Here is an 18,287-nt window from a genome sequence, read left to right as displayed (position 1 = left end):
AAATGAAACATCAACATGAAATTAAACATAGATATGGTTAATACCAGGCGTTTGCTGGTGGTTGCCGTGATTAGCATGTTAAACGTTGTTGCACGTTCCCAGGACAAAAACTTTTACATATTTCTTTGCTTCGGACAATCCAATATGGAAGGCAATGCAAAGTTTGAACCTCAGGATACAATTGGAGATAATCGCTTCCAGGTAATGGAAGCAGTTGACTGCGCAGGACTTGGAAGAACCAAGGGACAATGGTACACTGCGGTTCCGCCACTTTGCAGATGTTCAACAGGTTTAACTCCATCGGATTACTTTGGAAAAACAATGGTGAAAAATCTTCCTGCGAATATCAGGGTAGGAGTGATCAATGTTGCTGTTGGCGGCTGCAAAATAGAATTGTTTGACAAAGATCTCTGCAGGGATTATGTTACAACAGCCCCTTCGTGGATGCTCGGCATGATCAAAGAATACGATGGAAGTCCTTATGAACGAATGGTGGAAATAGCAAGACAGGCGCAAAAAGATGGCGTGATAAAAGGAATACTGCTGCACCAGGGCGAATCGAATACAGGAGATACAACATGGACCAACAAAGTAAAGCATGTGTACGATAACCTCATTGCTGACTTACATCTCAACAAAGATTCAGTGCCCCTTTTGGCAGGAGAACTGGTAAGCGCGGCACAGGGTGGTAAATGCGCGAGCATGAATACAATCATCAACAAGCTCCCGCAAACTATTTCCAACGCTCATATTATTTCATCTGAAGGTTGCACCGCCATCAAAGATGGATTGCATTTTGATGCGGCCGGCTACAGGGAGTTGGGTGCAAGATATGCGGCGCAAATGTTAGCGTTGCTAGGTTATAAAGCCGGGTTAGCAATTGCCACTAACCACCACAGTAATTAGTTGTTGGTTGTTAGTTGTTAGGCAAAGTGTTCGATCATTCAGCCTAACAACTAACAACTAAAAACCAACAACTTTCTTCCGCTAAACCGATACCTTGTTTTTACTACCATTCCTTTTAATATTGATATACTCGGATGGCAGCATGTTAAACTTTGCCTTGAACGATTTGGCGAAATAATTAGGCGTAGCAAAACCAACAGTGTACGCGATCTGGGCAATGTTCATATCACTTTTTTCCAGCAGCACTGCGGCTCTGTCGAGTTTCACCGAACGAATGTATTCAACGGGGCTCTGGCCCGTCAGTTCGAGCAGTTTGCTGTACAAGGAACTTCTTGACATACCCACGTGTTTGCTAAGCGCCTCCACAGATAACTGAGTGTCCGTTAAATTTTCGTCTAAATATTTCATCACCTCATTCATCAGGCGTTCGTCTTCCGACTCAATTTGCAGTTCGGGCGTGAGTACTTTTATTTGTTTAGAGTAGGTGTTTTTTACCGTGTTGTTTAAGGTAAGCAGGTTCCTGATCTTGGCACTAAGCATTTCAACATTGAAAGGCTTTAGTATGTAATCATTGGCGCCGGTTTCAAGTCCCTTTAATTGCTCTTCTTCACCCGTGAGTGCAGTAAGCAGAATAACCGGGATGTGGTTCGTGCGCTTGTCAGCCTTTATTTTTTTACACATGTCAATGCCATCCATGTAAGGCATGCTTATGTCACTTACGATCAGCTGGGGATGTTGCGCCAGTGCTTTCTGCCAGCCTTCTTTTCCATTGCATGCTTCCAGTATTTTGTAATGAAGCCTGAGGTTGTCCTTCAAATAGAATCGCAGATCATCATTGTCTTCTACAATAAGCACGGTAGGCAGATCTGAATGCTGTTCTGCAACACTGTTATTTGTATCAACGGTCTCTGTTTGAATATCGTCTTCAATCTCTGTATCGCCGAACTCTTTTGATTGCAACAGTTTACCCTCAATGGCATCATCGGATATAACAGTCAAAGGAATGGTAACAGTAAATGTGCTTCCCTTACCCATTTCGCTTTCTACTGCTATTTCGCCACCAAGCATTTTAACAAACTCCCTGGTAATAGATAGCCCTATTCCCGTACCCTTGTTGAGAATAGCCGCAGATGTCGTATTCTGGAAAAAGCGTTCAAAGATTTTCTCCTGTTTGTCTGCCGGAATACCAATGCCCGAATCTTTCACTTTTATACTGAACCAGGTTTTTTCACCAGCTTCTTGTCGTTGCATTTTTTCAATAGCAACAACAATTTTGCCGCCCTCCAACGTAAACTTAAATGCATTGGAAAGAAGGTTGAAAAGTATGCGTTCTATTTTATCGTAATCAAAACGCGTAAATACTTTGTGGACATTGCTTTCAAAACTTAGGCTGATTTTTTTTCTTTCAGACATGTCACGGAAAGAGTCCGTCACTTCATGCACAAATGAAATGAACTCACCGTCAGAAGCCTGCAGTTTCAATTCTTGCTCTTCCATTTTACGGAAGTCGAGCAACTGGTTCACAAGGTTCAGCAACCGGCGGCCATTCTGCTTAATCATTTTAAGCTGGGCAAATGAATGTTCATTTTTTTCTTTGCGCAGCAGTGCGTCAATGGGGCCGAGTATCAGCGAAATAGGCGTTCTGAATTCATGGCTCAGGTTGGTAATGAACTTAATCTTTAGCCTGTCCAGCTCGCGAATTCTTTCCGCTTCCCTGTGTTCCTGTTCACGCTCCATCTGTTGCTGCTGCTCAAGAAATTTTCGTTTTACTTTTTGTATGCCCTTATAACGGATGAACATCAGGATGCCAAATGCACACAGGGTGTAAAAAACATAAGCATAAGCTGTCCGCCAAAAAGGAGGATGCACAATTATTCTGATCGTCTTTCCTTTGTTGTTCCATATCCCATCATTGTTACTCGCTTTTACATGCAGTGTATATTCACCAGGATCGAGGTTGGTGTAAGATGCAGTGCTAACGTTGCCTGTGTAGTTCCATTCTTTGTCAAACCCCTCAAGCCTGTAAGCGTATTGATTTTGCTCCGGCGCCGTATAATTGAGGCCAACAAAACTGATCGCAAAGTTTTGTTTAAAATCAAGATCTATTCTGTCGGTAATGGAAATGTTTTCTCTGATCGGGCCTTTCGATGAAGGTGTTACAGATCTGTTCGAAATTCTTAAATCTGTAAACAAAACATCCGGTGCGTTAATATTCTTTTTAAGACTCGTGGGGTCAAAATAATTGAAACCCTCAAGACCGCCCATGTAAATCGTGCCGTTAGAAGCGAGTATGCCGGAACCGCGCACAAAATTATTATGCTGCACACTATTGTGAAAAGTATATTGATTGAACTTCCTGGTTGCAGGATCAAAGCTGCAAATACCTTCGTTCGTGGACAGCCATAAAAGACCCTGCTTATCCTGTATGATTTTGTAGATGTTATTATTAAGAAGTCCGCTTTGTTCCGAGAATGTAATAAACTGATTTGTTTTTTTATCCAGTAGCCCAAGCCCTCCACCGTAACTGCCCGTCCAGATATTGCCCTGCCTGTCCTCAAGCACAGAAAATATTTTGTCACCCGGTAAATGGCTATTGTAAGTATTGTACACGGTAAATTGTTGTGTAGCCGGATCAAGTTTTGCCATGCCGCCGCCATGCGTGGCGATCCAAAAATTGCCTAAATGATCCTCTTGTACGTCGCGGATATAAGGATTGAACGGTAACTGTATATCCTTTGCGCCATTGGGTTCCCGACTGTACCTGGTAAGAAGTTCAAACTGTTCGTTCAACACGATGACGCCTTCTCCATTAGTGCCGATCCATATCCTTCCTTTGCTGTCTTGCATCAGGGAAAAAATATCGTTGGAGTTAAGTACGCTGTTATTACCCTTGATGAGCTGCTTGTACTTACCCGATGATGCATTGTAAACAAATAGGCCGTCGAGATAAGTGCCCACCAGTAATTCATTTCTTCTCGTGAGTAGTAAAGACACGATACGCAACCCCTTGTCAAAGCCTTTTATTGATGACCGTAGATCAATATGTTGAAACGTATTATTGCCAGGATCAAAAAGTGAAACACCTCCAATATCAGTGCCTACATACACTTTACCATTTGCACCTTCAGCAAAGGCGGTTACAATAGGAGCAGGCAACCCGTTTTTATTGAATGGATCATTTTGTACAAGGTTGAAAAGGTTGAGATTGTTATCGTATTTTAAAATACCATTGCGATAGGTCCCTACCCAGTAAAGACCATCCTTTTCAATGTGTATAGAGTTCACATCCTTGAGCCGCAGGATTTGTCCGTTGCCTTTGTCGTATGAAATACATTCCACTTTTCCTGTTGCGGGATTCAGAATATCGAGACCTGCGGAAGAACCAACCCAGATCCTATTCCTGTCATCCACTGCAAGAGCACTTACTTCATTGCCACTGATCGTGTTAGGGTTTGATGGGTTATGTTTGTAGGTCGTAAATCCGTTCATATTTGCATCTGTCATACTCAAGCCGTTAGTAGTCGCAATCCACATGTTGCCGTTTTTATCCTCAATTATATAGCGCATGTTATTGCCGCAAATACTACGCGGGTTTGAAGGCTCATTGACAAATTTTGCCAATTGTTTATTTTGTTTGTCGTAAACAAATAAGCCTTCGCTTGTTCCCACCCACATCCTGGACCTGCTGTCTTCGAGCAGGCATATGGTAGAGATGTTGAAAGGCTTATTATTACCGCCATAGAAAGGAGTGATCTGTTTGGTTTTCGGATCTATAATATCCAGTCCCATATAATGGCCCACCCAAATCTTTCCGTTTGCATCGCTCGTAATTGTCTTAATAACATTATTACGCAAACTATTCGGCCCTGTACTCGTAGGAAAGTATAAAAAGTTGTCGTTCTTCCTGTCATACATACTCAGTGAGCCGCCGCTCGTTCCCACCCAGATGGTCCCGCTTTTGTCTTCATAAATGGAAGGTATCTCATTGGCTTGCAAACTTTTCGGATCATTGTCTTTGTTTCTGTATACGGTAAAATTGGTTCCGTCAAATTTGGCAAGCCCGTCATCTGTGGCAAACCACATAAGGCCGTACTGATCCTTAATAATTGCATTTATAGTACTGGAATGCAAACCGCCACTCGTGCTGAGGGCTGTAAAATTGTAACGTTCCTGTGCGTTTGAAAAACTAAATAGTGTCAAAAAGACAATTAAAATAAGGGGTGTCCTTTTGAGAAACGGCAGTTTGTGGCAGTTAGTTCTGAGCGTCATAATAACATTAGCAAGCGTTAAACATTATTGATCCGGCATGCCCGCGAAAATCGGTATTGTAGTGATCACTAAAATGTAAGCATTCGGTCAACTTATTTACACCTACAAGGTACGAATTAAAAGGAAAAAATAGCATGGTCATCGATCACCTGGCAACCAGACGATCTTGTTTTACAGGCAATTATCGCGAACTCACATTCAAATAATCGTTTTGAATTGTCAAACAGACACTTATATTTTACTGTAAATCCTTTTGTTAGCAAGTGAGCTTCCCCGGTGCATCAGTTCCGCGTCTTCTCCATGCTCTTTTAGCAGTCTGGACATTTGTTTCATAAACGGCAACAAATGTTCCATCTGCTGAACATTTCTATCCTTGTTTTCAGCAATTGAGCGACCTGCAGGAAAGCGGCATTTCTATCTTTGGACCGTCACAAAAAAACACTTGCCATATCATGTTGAAACGACGTCTTGTCTCTGTTGCAATTGGTTGCCTGTCATTGTTTTTAGTAAAAGCTCAAACAAGTTCCCCGGTAAAAACAGTTAGTTCTGTCGACCCGGTTTCCAAAGTAGCCCCTTTAGCTTTCTATACACAGGAAATGACCTACGTAAACCCTGTTCTTCCCGGCGATCATCCCGACCCTACACTTTTAAAAGTGGGTGATGATTTTTACCATTGTGGTTCATCCTTTCATTTTAACCCTTATTTGCCCATATATCATTCCAAGGACCTGGTTCACTGGAAAATCATTGGACGCGTTTTGCCCCCGTCGCATTCCGCTATAGTAAACGACAAACCATCCGCTGGTGTGTGGCAGGGCGCCATTACCTATTTCTATGGTTCGTACTGGATCTATTTTTCCTCAGGAGGACAATGGTTTTCAAAGGCCTCTTCGCCTTATGGCCCGTGGTCCGCACCGCAAGAAGTGAAAACCAATCCTGTTACCGGCCCGCTAGGGTATGACAATTCCATTTTTGTGGATGACGATGGCAAGCCTTACATGGTCATTAAAAACATGCAAAAAGTGAATCGCATCCAGGCGCTGGGTCGAGATGGACAACTAACTGACTCGGTGATCAACCTTGACTGGATCAACGCCAATCTCCAATACAGTTGGGCAGAAGGTCCGGTTATGTGTAAGCGGAACGGCTATTATTACTATTTCCCCGCTGGAGATGTATCAGGCGGACAATATGTTTTGCGTGCCTCTGCATTAACCGCTGATTCTACAAAATGGGAGAGGCTAGGCAATTTTTTCAAACCAAGCCCTGATCCTAAGAATGCTTTCAGAAGTCCCAATCATATTGCCGCTCCCGTTCAACTGTCTGATGGCACATGGTGGACCATTGGCCAGAGTTATCAAAAAACCGACCATGACGACTGGTCGGGAATGGGAAGGCAGACATCACTTTACCAGGTGATCTGGGAAGGCGATCGCCCATGGGGGCTCCCTCCTGTGAGTACACCTGTTACAAAACCTGATTTGCCGCAAGCCGGCATTGCATGGAGGAGTATGTACAGTGACCAGTTTGACGGGGAAATGGCGCTCGACCCAAGCTGGCATTTCCTTGACAGGTCATCCGCCGTTAGTTATTCATTAGCTGCCCGCAAGGGATGGATACGCCTTACCCCGGGAAATGAAAAAACGCATCTCGTACAGAAAGAAACCGATCATTACTACACCGTGGTTACAAAAGTTGATTTTGATGCCGCTGACACCAGCAACAAAGCCGGCATTTACCTGACCAACGGCAATCAAAAAGTATTTGTTGAATTCTATACCGGTTACAAGGACGGAAAGAAAATAATCTTCCATCACGACAGCGCCACGTATGCAATCGCAAACAAAGCAGGTAAAGAGGTTTGGCTCAGGCTGGAAAGAAATGAGCATGAACTAACGGCATCGTATAGCCGTAATGGAAAAGACTGGGCTACAGTTGGAACCATTAACAGCCGCAAACTGGATCGTGCGCAGCCAAATTTTAACTCATGGGTGGGCACAAGCGTAGGGATGTTTGTGCAGGGCAAGCCTGCCGACTTCGATTTTTTCATTTGTAAAGACGGGCGCTCTGCAATACCCGCTATCGGTTATAACAATTTTTACGGAGTAGAAACGGTAGAAACGGCCAACGGCAAAATGGTTACCAATAACAGCGAAAACGGCGGCTGGATGATGTTCTCAGGTATTGACCTGGGAACGGAAACGATGCCTTCGCGCAAAATGGAAATAGAACTTTCTGCCAACGCAAACGCTGTTCTTGAAGTGTTCCTTGACAGTTTAAGCAGCAGCAGACCTCTTGCCACTTTTGCTGTTCCAGCTACTCAGGGCAGGCTCAAAAAGTTAGGCATTGATATAACTAAGTCATTCGGTCAGCACGATGTGTTCATTCGCTTTTCACGCGGAAGCAGCGAGAATGTGTTTGTACGTTCGATCAGTTTCCCGTCAAAGTGACACCAATAAATTTTTTCGTCGGATTACTAAGCAAGCAGAAGGGGTGTTTCTACACCCTTTTCAACTATGCTAACAAAGAGGCTTCGCTTAAATATTTATAGAAACAGCGTTATTATTTGTAAATTTTACAACCGAAAATCAAGCATATGAAAAAGGTTTTTTTTCTAACGTTTGCTCTCTTCATTATCGTCACCCAGCTAAAAGCCCAGGGTTTTGAAAAACATGCTCCACAGGGTTTTGATTCACTTCTAGCAAACATACCTCACGGTAAAATAGATACGATTGTTTACGATTCTAAAACCGTTAGTAACAGTCGCAGAGCCCTGGTTTACACTCCTCCCGGTTACAACCGCAAAAGCAAGTACCCCGTGTTGTATCTCCTGCATGGCATCGGCGGCGATGAAAAGGAATGGTATACGAACGGCAAACCACAAGTTATTTTTGATAACTTATATAGCCAGGGTAAATTACAACCAATGATCGTTGTGCTTCCCAACGGGCGTGCCATGAAAGACGATCGCGCCACGGGCAATATCATGGCCGCAGATAAAGTACAGGCGTTTGCCAATTTTGAAAAAGACCTGCTCAATGATCTTATTCCTTTTGTAGAAAAGAAATTTCCTGTTTATACCGACAGAGAGCATCGCGCCATAGCGGGCCTGTCAATGGGCGGCGGTCAATCGCTTAATTTTGGACTTGGCAACCTTGACAAATTCGCATGGGTAGGAGGATTCTCATCCGCACCCAATACAAAGCGTCCTGAAGAATTGCTGCCCAATCCAACAGATGCCATCAATAAATTGAAACTCCTATGGATATCCTGTGGCGACAACGATGGCCTGATAGGTTTTAGCGAACGCACTCATCAATACCTTGTACAACACAATGTTCCTCATATCTTTTACATTGAACCCGGCGTACATGATTTTAAGGTTTGGAAAAATGATCTCTACATGTTTTCACAGTTGTTGTTTAAGCCGGTAGATGTGTCAAAGTTTTCTCAATACAGCATCGTTGGAATGCCTGCATCAACGAATGTACGTTCTGCAAAATATCCGCAGATATTACCCGATAATAGAGTTGTCTTTCGCATAAAAGCACCGGAGGCACAAAAAGTACAAGTGGATCTTGTTAAAAAATATGATTTGGCAAAAGATACCGGCGGCTACTGGATAGCAACCACCGATTCTGTAAGTGAAGGCTTTCACTATTACTCTTTGTTGATCGACGGCGTTGCCATTGCTGATCCGGCGAGTGAAACTTTTTATGGCATGGGTCGCATGGCCAGCGGCATAGAAATTCCTTTTAGCGGAAGCGGCTATTACACGTTAAAAGACGTGCCGCATGGCGACATAAGAATTAAAAATTATTACTCCGGCGTTACCAACTCGTGGCGACAACTATACATCTACACACCACCGGGATATGACGCCAATACAAATCAAAAATATCCTGTGCTTTACATATTGCACGGCGGTGGAGAAGATGAAAGAGGATGGGCCACACAGGGCAGGACCGATATTATTTTGGATAACCTTATCGCTGATGGAAAAGCAAAGCCCATGCTGGTAGTAATGCCCGACGCAAACATTGGCGCCGCTGGACTTTCAAGTTTTGGCGAGAACAATTTGAAAATGTTTGAAAGAGAGATGAAGCAGGTTGTTGTTCCCTTCGTTGAAAAAAATTATCACACCGAAACAAACGCTGCAGGCAGAGCACTCGCCGGCCTTTCCATGGGAGGCATTCATACCTTGTACACAGGTGTTAATAATACTGATATGTTTTCTTACCTCGGCGTATTTAGCTCCGGGTGGTTTCGCCCGCTTCTTAGCACCATAGCAGATTCACAATATGTCTTTATGAAAAATAACGCGGCACAAATCAACGGCAACTTAAAAGCTTTCTGGATAGCCATGGGTGGACAGGAAGATATCGCCTATAAAAATTGCCAGGTGATGTTGCAGAAGTTTGACGAACTCGGTATAAAACATACGTACGCTGAATACCCCGGCGGTCACACATGGCCGGTATGGCGAAACAACCTGTACAATTTTGCGCCTTTGTTATTCAGATAAAACTTAAATGCATTTATTAATATTAACCATGATGTCGTTTAGTTAGGAATACCTCGCCACTGTTAATGCCCTACGGGCAATAATGTTTAGGTTTCGGCGATTTCTATTGATATTTTTTCCCTACGGGAAAAGTTCTATTGCCCGTAGGGCATTAATGTCAGTAGAAAAATATTGCAGAGAGTATCTTTTTGTCCCCGTCCGATCCGGCACGGGCGGGCGTAGGACATTAACATGGCAAATAGTGACATCGCCTAAGTGAACGACATATAATATCAACCAGATGATGAAATTGTTTTTAATAGTTGGCGCAATGCTTGCTCTCTTTGATCTAAATGCCCAGGAAAACAAAGCACACAACCCCGTGATTTTTGCAGACGTGCCCGACATGTCAATGATGCGTGTAGGTGATACTTATTACATGAGCAGCACAACCATGCACATGAGCCCCGGCGTACCCATCATGCGTAGCAAGGATCTTGTGAACTGGGAGATTGTAAGTTATGCCTACGACACTTTAGCCAACGTTGATGCAATGAATCTCGACCACGGCAAAAGCAACTATGGCAAAGGTTCGTGGGCAAGCAGCATTCGTTTTCACAATGGTACATACTACGTTAGCACGTTTGCCCAAACAACCGGCAAGACTTATATCTACTCAACAAAAAATATAGAAAAAGGACCCTGGACGCGAGTTACATTTCAGCCGGCATTTCATGATCATTCACTTTTCTTTGATGATGATGGCAAAGTGTACATGGTTTGGGGAAATGGCAAACTCAGAATTACCGAATTGAAAGAAGATGTAAGCGGCGTAAAACCCGGAGGCAGCGATCAGGTGCTGATTGAAAATGCAAGCGCTCCAGCAGGAAATAATATTGGTCTTGGCGCAGAAGGCTCGCAGTTGCTAAAGGTGAAAGGCAAATATTATCTCTTCAACATTACCTGGCCAAGAGGTGGTATGCGTACAGTTGTAGTGCACCGTGCAGATAAGATCACAGGGCCTTATGAAGGCAAGATAGCATTGCAGGATTTAGGTGTGGCACAGGGCGGATTGATAGACATGCCAAATGGTGATTGGTATTCCTATTTGTTCCGCGATTATGGCGCGGTGGGTCGCATTCCATATCTCGTGCCCGTTAAATGGGAAGATGGCTGGCCGGTTTTGGGAACGAATGGTAAAGTGCCGGAAACGCTTGACTTACCGGCAAGCAAAGGATTGATACCCGGCATTGTTGCATCAGATGAATTTACACGAAAGAAAGGAGCGCCTTTATTGCCTTTGGTATGGCAATGGAACCACAATCCTGATAGTGGTCATTGGTCATTAACACAACGAAAAGGATTTTTGCGAATTACAACAAGCAGAGTAGATACCTCTTTTTACCTCGTTAAGAATATGCTTACACAACGCACCATTGGGCCTGTTTGTAGTGGTGCTGTTGCACTGGATGTTGCAGGCATGAAGGATGGTGATGTTGCAGGTCTTTGTTTATTGCAACACAAATTTGGATTGGTTGGCGTAAAAGCATCTGCTAATGGTAAAGCAATCGTGATGATCGATTCCCAAAGCGGCAAGACTGAAGAAATCCAGTCATTTCCATTAACGCAAAGACTATTGTATCTAAAAGCTGAATGCGACTTTAGAAACAAAGTGGACACAGCACGTTTTTATTATAGTCTTGATGGTAAAATGTGGCTACCGATTGGCACCACGCTAAAAATGGAGTATTCGCTTGCGCACTTTATGGGCTACCGTTTTGGATTGTTCAACTATTCAACAAAGGATGCAGGCGGTTACGCTGACTTTGACTATTTCCATATCAGCGATAAAATTTCGAACTAACAGAACACAGATTGTCAAGATCGTCAAGATTGTCATGATTAAAAATGATTTGAGGTTTGATTCAATGTCTTTTAGCTACGCAACTTTTAATTTTATTGATGCTCAAGACCAGTAGCGAAAACTGTTTGTCATCCCGACGAAGGAGGGATCTGGGTGATTGCTTAAATGGCACACTGGTGTAAAACCCGGATCCTTCCTTCGTCGGGATGACAAGCAACATTCTTTTAGTTTTTCAAACAAATTAACTAGCGACATTGAATCTTAAATCTCAAATAGAAAATCATCACAAATCATGACTATCATGAAAATCAGCCTGCCCGACTAAAGTCATTCAGGCGGGCGTTCCTTCTTTCAATATTTAACCAACATTTTCTATATGATCAATCAATCAATACGTATAAGCTTACTGTTTGTTAGTGCAACAATTTTATGCAACTGCTCCGGTAGCAAACAAGTGAACAAAGCTGCGGAAAAAATGACGCTGCGAGGCACCTTTAAAGATGATTTTCTTATCGGCACTGCGTTGAATACCCGGCAGATCGAACAGAAAGATCCCAAAGCTGCCGCGTTGATTCCGCAACAGTTTGATGCAGCAACGCCGGAAAATATTATGAAGGCAGAGGAAATACATCCGCAGTGGGGAACGTATAATTTCGATCTTGCAGATAAGCTGGTTGCTTATGCCGCAGCTAACAACATTCGTGTGAATGCCCACACACTTATCTGGCACAGCCAGTTGCCTGCTTATGTGCGCAGATTGCAAAGCGCCGATTCTGTGCGCCAGTTTTTTACGGAGCACATTAATACATTGGCTTCACACTATGATGGCAAAGTGTATTCATGGGATGTTGTTAATGAAGCGTTGAATGAAGATGGTACACTTCGCAAATCTATCTTTTTGCAAAAGCTCGGAGATAACTACATCGTCGAAGCGTTTCGTCTCGCACAACAAGCAGCGCCCAATACGCAACTCTATTATAACGACTACAACATTGAGCAACCAAGGAAAAGGGCAGGAGCCGTTGCTGTGGTGCAAAAAATACAGGAAGCTGGCGTGCGGATCGATGGCATTGGTATCCAGGGACATTGGCGAGCCGGACACGTGCCTTTTGATGAGATCGAAAAAAGTATTGAAGCATTTGGTGCGCTTGGTATCAAAGTAATGTTTACAGAACTTGACCTGAGTGTATTACCTAACCCATTAAACGGCAATACCGCAGACGTCAGCCAGACTGCTGCATATAACGCGCAGTATAACCCTTTTGTGGCTGGGCTTCCCGACTCGATTCAACAACAATTGGCCAGCGACTATGAGCAATTGTTCAAACTGTTTTTAAAACACAAAGACAAAATTGGTCGCGTAACTTTTTGGGGGGTTAATGATGGTCAGTCCTGGCTGAATGATTGGCCCGTTCGCGGACGTACGAACTATCCATTATTGTTTGACAGACAATTTGCACCAAAACTTGCCTATTACAAAGTGATAGAATCCAAAACAAAAAGCTGATATTTAGTACTCAATTTAACCCCAAATGAAAAATTCATCCCAACGATTGTCTGTCCTTGAGAAAATAGGATACAGCTTAGGAGACCTAGCGGCCAACCTGATCTTTCAAACACTGATGGCTTTCCTTGCTTTCTTTTACACAGATATCTATAAAATTCCACCTGCCAAAGCAAGCCTGGTCATGCTTATTGGTGGCATCATTGGTGCCTGCTTTAATTTAGTAATGGGTGCCATTGCTGACCGTACACAAACAAAGTGGGGAAAATTTCGTCCATGGGTGCTATGGACGGCAATCCCGTTTGGTATGATATCGCTCGCTGCATTTTCAACTCCTGATTTTTCGGAAGGTGGAAAAGTGGCGTACGCTTTCATTACTTACCTCTTACTGGTTGTTGTATATTCTGCGAACAACCTGCCATACTCTGCACTCAGCGGAGTACTAACGGGCGATATGAAAGAGCGTAATTCATTGTCATCGTATCGCTTTGTTGCGGTGATGGTGGCGCAATTCATTATACAGGTTTTATTGTTGCCATTGGCTCTATCATTTGGACATGGAGATAAGGCAAAAGGATTTGAAAAAGTAATGCTGGTTTTTGCCATCACCGGAGTTATATGCTTTATCATCACATTCTTTACCACCAAAGAAAGAATACATCCACCGCAGGAAGAGAAAACACCGGTTAAGCAAGACTTGCAGGACCTTGTTAAAAACAAGCCTTGGTTGATTATGCTTGCGGTAACTATTTTAGTGTTTATTACACTGGCGATTAAAGGCGGCATGAACATATTTTACTTCAAATACTACCTGGCAGAGCAGAGCCAGCTAGATTTCTTAAACAAGGTTGGCTTTAATAAAATCATTAGCGGCCTTAGTAAGATTTTTAACCCTGCTGCATTTGAGGAATTCCAAAAGCCGGGAAGCGCACCATACGCTGCGTCCAGCTTTACCAGTGCCTTCAGCACGATTGCCATGATAGTAGGTATTTCGTTTTCAAAGCCACTAGCGGACAGGTTTGGTAAACGAAATGTCTTCGCCATTTTTCTTGCTTTGTCTGCACTTTGCCTCATTGCCATTTACTTTTACAATGAAACAGCCGTAATGGCTGTTTTTGTGACACAAATATTACATGGTTTTATTTATGGAATAACGATACCGTTGCTATGGGCAATGATTGCCGACGTAGCAGACTACAGCGAATGGAAAAACAATCGCAGGGCCACAGCCATTATCTTTTCTGCAATGATCTTCGGATTAAAAGTAGGGCTCAGCGTAGGTGGGGCTTTGTCTGCATGGCTGTTAAGTGTTTTTGGATACAATGCAGATGCTGCCGTACAAACCACAGCTGCTACAAGCGGTATCAAATTGCTGGTAAGCGTTATTCCGGGTTTGATCTTTATTGCAGCCGCCTTATTGCTTTCCGGTTACCGGTTGAATAAAAAAATGGAACTGGAAATTGAAACTGCGCTCAAACAAAGAAGAAGCAACATTCCACAAACTCAAAACGCATAATTATGCCAGAAGATAGTATAGCACACATCGATTTTGAAGCATTGAAACAGAAAGCGATTTCAGCACCGGTTGTAGAACACATTTATACGGCTGATCCTTCTGCACATGTGTTCAATGGAAAAATATACATCTATCCGTCGCATGACATTGACGCCGGTGATGCGTTTGATGATTTGGGCAGCCACTTTGCCATGGAAGATTACCATGTGCTATCAATGGAAACGCCTGATGGAAAAGCAACGGATCATGGTGTGGCTCTGCATGTAACAGATGTGCCATGGGCGAGCAAACAAATGTGGGCTCCGGATGCCAACGAAAAGAATGGAAAGTATTATCTCTTTTTTCCTGCAAAAGATAAACAGGAAGTGTTTAGGATAGGCGTTGCCGTTAGTGAGTCTCCTGCGGGACCATTCGTGCCGCAAGTAAATCCTATTGCCGACAGTTTTTCCATTGATCCTGCTGTTTTTAAAGATGGAGATGGTAGCTATTACATGTATTTCGGAGGTATTTGGGGCGGGCAATTACAGCGCTGGAGAAAGGGAACATTCGAAGCATCGCAGCCGGAAAGCCCGTTTGCACATCTGCCTTTAGATAACGAGCCTGCTCTTTGCGCTAAAGTTGCAAAGCTTACAGATGATCTTCTTGAATTTGCAGAAACACCAAAAGATGTAATGATCGTTGATGAAAACGGCAAAGCGCTGTTGCAGGGCGATAACAACAGAAGATTTTTTGAAGCATCATGGATGCACAAATACAATGGCAGATACTATTTTTCTTATTCAACTGGCGATACGCATTTTATATGTTATGCGATAGGGGATAATCCTTATGGTCCATTCACTTATAAAGGCGTTGTATTGAACCCGGTAGTAGGATGGACCACGCACCATTCGATCACTGAATATAACGGGGAATGGTATTTATTCTACCATGACTCTTCTCTTTCAAAAGGTGTTACTCATCTTAGAAGTGTAAAAGTGGCAAAGCTGCAACACAACACAGACGGAACGATCCAAACATTGGATCCTTATGTACAGTAGATAGTACTAGTTTGAATTGGTAGTGTTTTTTATCAGGCAATAAACGATAGTAAACCTAAAACTAACGATGAAGTTTGCAACTGTTTTCAAAGTTATTCTAATTGGTATTTTGACGGTTCAGCTTGGCAATGCCAGTGCCCAAAATAGTGACAGGCTAAGACTTTGGTACGATCATCCATCCGGTGAGATATGGGAGAATGCTTTGCCCATAGGGAACGGCAGGCTGGGAGCAATGGTATACGGAAATGTTACTACCGACATTATCCAACTCAATGAACATACTGTTTGGAGCGGTGGCCCAAATCGCAATGACAACCCTCTGTGTCTTGATTCATTAGAGGAAATGCGACGCTTAATATTTGAAGGCAAACAGAAACAAGCAGAGCAACTCGCGAACAAGGTGATTGTGAGCAAAAAATCGCAAGGGCAGATGTTTGAGCCCGTTGCAAATTTGCAATTACATTTTGACGGCCATGATCATTATTCAGACTACAGCCGCGAGCTTGATATCGAAAAGGCAATTGCAACCACTACTTATAAAGTTGGCGATGTTGTGTACACAAGACAAGCAATTGCATCATTGCCGGATAGGGTAATTGTAATTCATCTTACAGCGAGTAAGGCGGGTAGTCTTTCTTTTACGGCAAACTATGTGGCAGCAATGTCAGGCGCTGTAGTGAAAGCCACGAATCCTACGCAGCTAAGTATTTCGGGAACAACCATCGACCATGAAGGGATAAAGGGAATGGTGAAATACAGAGGACTTGGACAGATAAAAACAAATGGTGGCACCATTGCACTCACGGATACTTCAATCACTGTAAAAAATGCTAGTGAAGCAACGATCTATATTTCCATTGCTACCAATTTTAATAGCTATAACGATTTGAGTGGAAACGAAATTGAAAGAGCAGCAGGTTTTCTTAATAAAGCAAAAAACAAAACATTTGCACAAATTTATAAGGAGCACGTTGCAGCTTACCAGCGATATTTTAACAGGGTTAAACTTGACCTTGGCAATACAGCTGCAGCAAAGCTTCCGACAGACCAACGTTTGAAATCATTTGCCAACAACGATGATCCGGCACTTGTTACGCTGTACTATCAATATGGTCGTTACCTATTGATCTCTTCTTCGCAACCTGGAGGGCAGCCGGCCAACTTGCAGGGGATATGGAACAATAAATTATTTCCTCCCTGGGATAGCAAGTACACGATCAACATAAACGCAGAAATGAACTATTGGCCAGCCGAAAAAACAAACCTTGCCGAACTGCATGAACCGTTCCTGAAAATGGTGAAAGAGATGTCAGCAACAGGAAAACAAACCGCTCACGACATGTATGGTGCAAGGGGATGGATGGCTCATCATAACACAGATATATGGCGTGCTACAGGTGCGGTAGATGGTGCTTTCTGGGGCATATGGAACAACGGTGGTGGCTGGACAAGTCAGCACTTGTGGGAGCACTATGAGTACAGTGGCGATAAAAAATTCTTGTCAGATGTTTATGATGTACTAAAAGGAGCCGCTATGTTTTACGCAGACTTTTTAGTGGAACATCCAAAATATCATTGGCTGGTTGTTTGTCCCGACATGTCGCCCGAAAATGCGCCGGCTGCACATGAAGGTTCTTCGCTGGACGCAGGTGTAACCATGACGAACCAAATTGTTTTTGATGTGTTTTCAAACGCAATCAATGCAGCTGAAATTTTAGGCAAGGATGTTGCCTTTGCCGACACGCTTCGTGCGTTGCGAAAGCGATTGCCGCCTATGCACATAGGCAGGCATGGCCAGTTGCAGGAATGGCTGGATGACATTGATGATCCGAAAGACAATCATCGTCATATTTCACATTTGTATGGATTATTTCCTTCCAATCAAATATCTGCGTTTCGAACGCCTGAATTATATAGCGCAGCAAAGAATACACTCATTCAACGCGGCGATATTTCTACCGGCTGGAGCATGGGCTGGAAGGTTAATTGGTGGGCTCGCATGCTCGATGGCAACCATGCGTACCAGCTCATAAAAAATCAATTGACGCCTGTTGGTACCAATGAAGGTGGTGGTGGCACGTACAACAATCTATTCGATGCACATCCTCCTTTTCAAATTGATGGCAACTTTGGTTGTACATCCGGCATTACGGAAATGCTGATGCAAAGCGCAGATGGAGCGATTCATTTATTGCCTGCATTACCAGACGCATGGCCAAACGGAAGTATTACCGGACTTCGTGCGAGAGGTGGTTTCGAAATTGTGCGCATGGAATGGAAAGAAGGCAAGCTAATAAAAGTCACGATCAAATCAACAATAGGAGGTAACCTTCGTGTAAGAGTTCCGGTGACAATGCAGCTAAACAATGGACAAGCGTTAAAGACAGCGGTTGGAGACAACGCTAATGTTTTTTATCAAACACAAAAAATTATGTCACCTGTTATTTCATCGGAAGCAACTGTTAAACTTCCTGCATTGAAGGAAACCTTTCTTTATGACATTTCCACACAGCCCGGAAGAACATACGAGTTTGTTGCAAACTAAATATCAGAGGCGATTTAGTATTTAGTTTTTTTCATACTAACAAAGAAGCACATAAAAACGAGCAGTTCGACTGGACGGTATATGTTGGTGCGTTACGGAGTTTCTTTATCATTTGACTTCTTAAAATTATAGGTGTCAA

The 18,287-nt window shown here is 43.2% G+C and carries 9 protein-coding genes; 8 read left to right on the top strand and 1 reads right to left on the bottom strand.

Going from position 1 to position 18,287, the window contains the following annotated elements; translation table 11 throughout:
* Window positions 1-15 precede the first annotated feature (15 nt).
* Window positions 16-906, top strand: a complete 891-nt coding sequence (locus tag KTO63_RS16990) for a sialate O-acetylesterase (RefSeq protein ID WP_232373220.1) — start codon at window positions 16-18, stop codon at window positions 904-906.
* Window positions 907-987: 81 nt separating this feature from the next.
* Here KTO63_RS16990 and KTO63_RS16985 read toward each other — a convergent pair whose 3' ends face one another.
* Window positions 988-5,106 carry a hybrid sensor histidine kinase/response regulator transcription factor gene (locus KTO63_RS16985; protein WP_217792584.1) on the bottom strand — a complete coding sequence of 1,373 codons (4,119 nt, stop codon included), beginning with the start codon at window positions 5,104-5,106 and terminating at the stop codon, window positions 988-990.
* A 521-nt stretch (window positions 5,107-5,627) separates the two neighbouring features.
* Here KTO63_RS16985 and KTO63_RS16980 point away from each other — a divergent pair.
* From KTO63_RS16980 to KTO63_RS16950, 7 genes are all read left to right on the top strand, one after another.
* Window positions 5,628-7,625: a family 43 glycosylhydrolase gene (locus tag KTO63_RS16980; RefSeq protein ID WP_217792582.1), complete on the top strand. Its 1,998-nt coding sequence runs from the start codon at window positions 5,628-5,630 to the stop codon at window positions 7,623-7,625.
* A 146-nt stretch (window positions 7,626-7,771) separates the two neighbouring features.
* Entirely contained in the window at window positions 7,772-9,700 is a 1,929-nt protein-coding gene (locus KTO63_RS16975) for an alpha/beta hydrolase-fold protein (protein ID WP_217792581.1), read from the top strand.
* 280 nt (window positions 9,701-9,980) lie between these two features.
* Window positions 9,981-11,543: a glycoside hydrolase family 43 protein gene (locus KTO63_RS16970; RefSeq protein WP_217792580.1), complete on the top strand. Its 1,563-nt coding sequence runs from the start codon at window positions 9,981-9,983 to the stop codon at window positions 11,541-11,543.
* 376 nt (window positions 11,544-11,919) lie between these two features.
* A complete protein-coding gene (locus KTO63_RS16965) occupies window positions 11,920-13,050 on the top strand; it encodes an endo-1,4-beta-xylanase (RefSeq protein WP_217792579.1) in 1,131 nt (376 codons plus the stop codon).
* A gap of 25 nt (window positions 13,051-13,075) precedes the next feature.
* Entirely contained in the window at window positions 13,076-14,563 is a 1,488-nt protein-coding gene (locus KTO63_RS16960; protein ID WP_217792578.1) for an MFS transporter, read from the top strand.
* A gap of 2 nt (window positions 14,564-14,565) precedes the next feature.
* A complete protein-coding gene (locus KTO63_RS16955) occupies window positions 14,566-15,603 on the top strand; it encodes a glycoside hydrolase family 43 protein (protein ID WP_217792576.1) in 1,038 nt (345 codons plus the stop codon).
* Window positions 15,604-15,670: 67 nt separating this feature from the next.
* Window positions 15,671-18,148, top strand: coding sequence for a glycoside hydrolase family 95 protein (locus tag KTO63_RS16950; protein WP_217792575.1), 2,478 nt, complete (start codon window positions 15,671-15,673; stop codon window positions 18,146-18,148).
* The last annotated feature ends 139 nt before the right edge of the window (window positions 18,149-18,287 follow it).

The sequence above is a fragment of the Pinibacter aurantiacus genome (genome assembly GCF_019130065.1).
In the GTDB taxonomy this organism is placed as follows: Bacteria; Bacteroidota; Bacteroidia; order Chitinophagales; family Chitinophagaceae; genus Pinibacter; species Pinibacter aurantiacus.
The sequence above is the reverse complement of the archived record's forward strand: the minus strand, read 5'-3'. Positions and strand labels throughout refer to the sequence as shown.

What these genes read in the sequence shown, in the direction of transcription:
- KTO63_RS16990 (WP_232373220.1), top strand. Translation starts at nt 16, where the DNA reads ATGAAATTAAACATAGATATGGTTAATACCAGGCGTTTGCTGGTGGTT.
- KTO63_RS16980 (WP_217792582.1), top strand. Translation starts at nt 5,628, where the DNA reads ATGTTGAAACGACGTCTTGTCTCTGTTGCAATTGGTTGCCTGTCATTG.
- KTO63_RS16975 (WP_217792581.1), top strand. Translation starts at nt 7,772, where the DNA reads ATGAAAAAGGTTTTTTTTCTAACGTTTGCTCTCTTCATTATCGTCACC.
- KTO63_RS16970 (WP_217792580.1), top strand. Translation starts at nt 9,981, where the DNA reads ATGATGAAATTGTTTTTAATAGTTGGCGCAATGCTTGCTCTCTTTGAT.
- KTO63_RS16965 (WP_217792579.1), top strand. Translation starts at nt 11,920, where the DNA reads ATGATCAATCAATCAATACGTATAAGCTTACTGTTTGTTAGTGCAACA.
- KTO63_RS16960 (WP_217792578.1), top strand. Translation starts at nt 13,076, where the DNA reads ATGAAAAATTCATCCCAACGATTGTCTGTCCTTGAGAAAATAGGATAC.
- KTO63_RS16955 (WP_217792576.1), top strand. Translation starts at nt 14,566, where the DNA reads ATGCCAGAAGATAGTATAGCACACATCGATTTTGAAGCATTGAAACAG.
- KTO63_RS16950 (WP_217792575.1), top strand. Translation starts at nt 15,671, where the DNA reads ATGAAGTTTGCAACTGTTTTCAAAGTTATTCTAATTGGTATTTTGACG.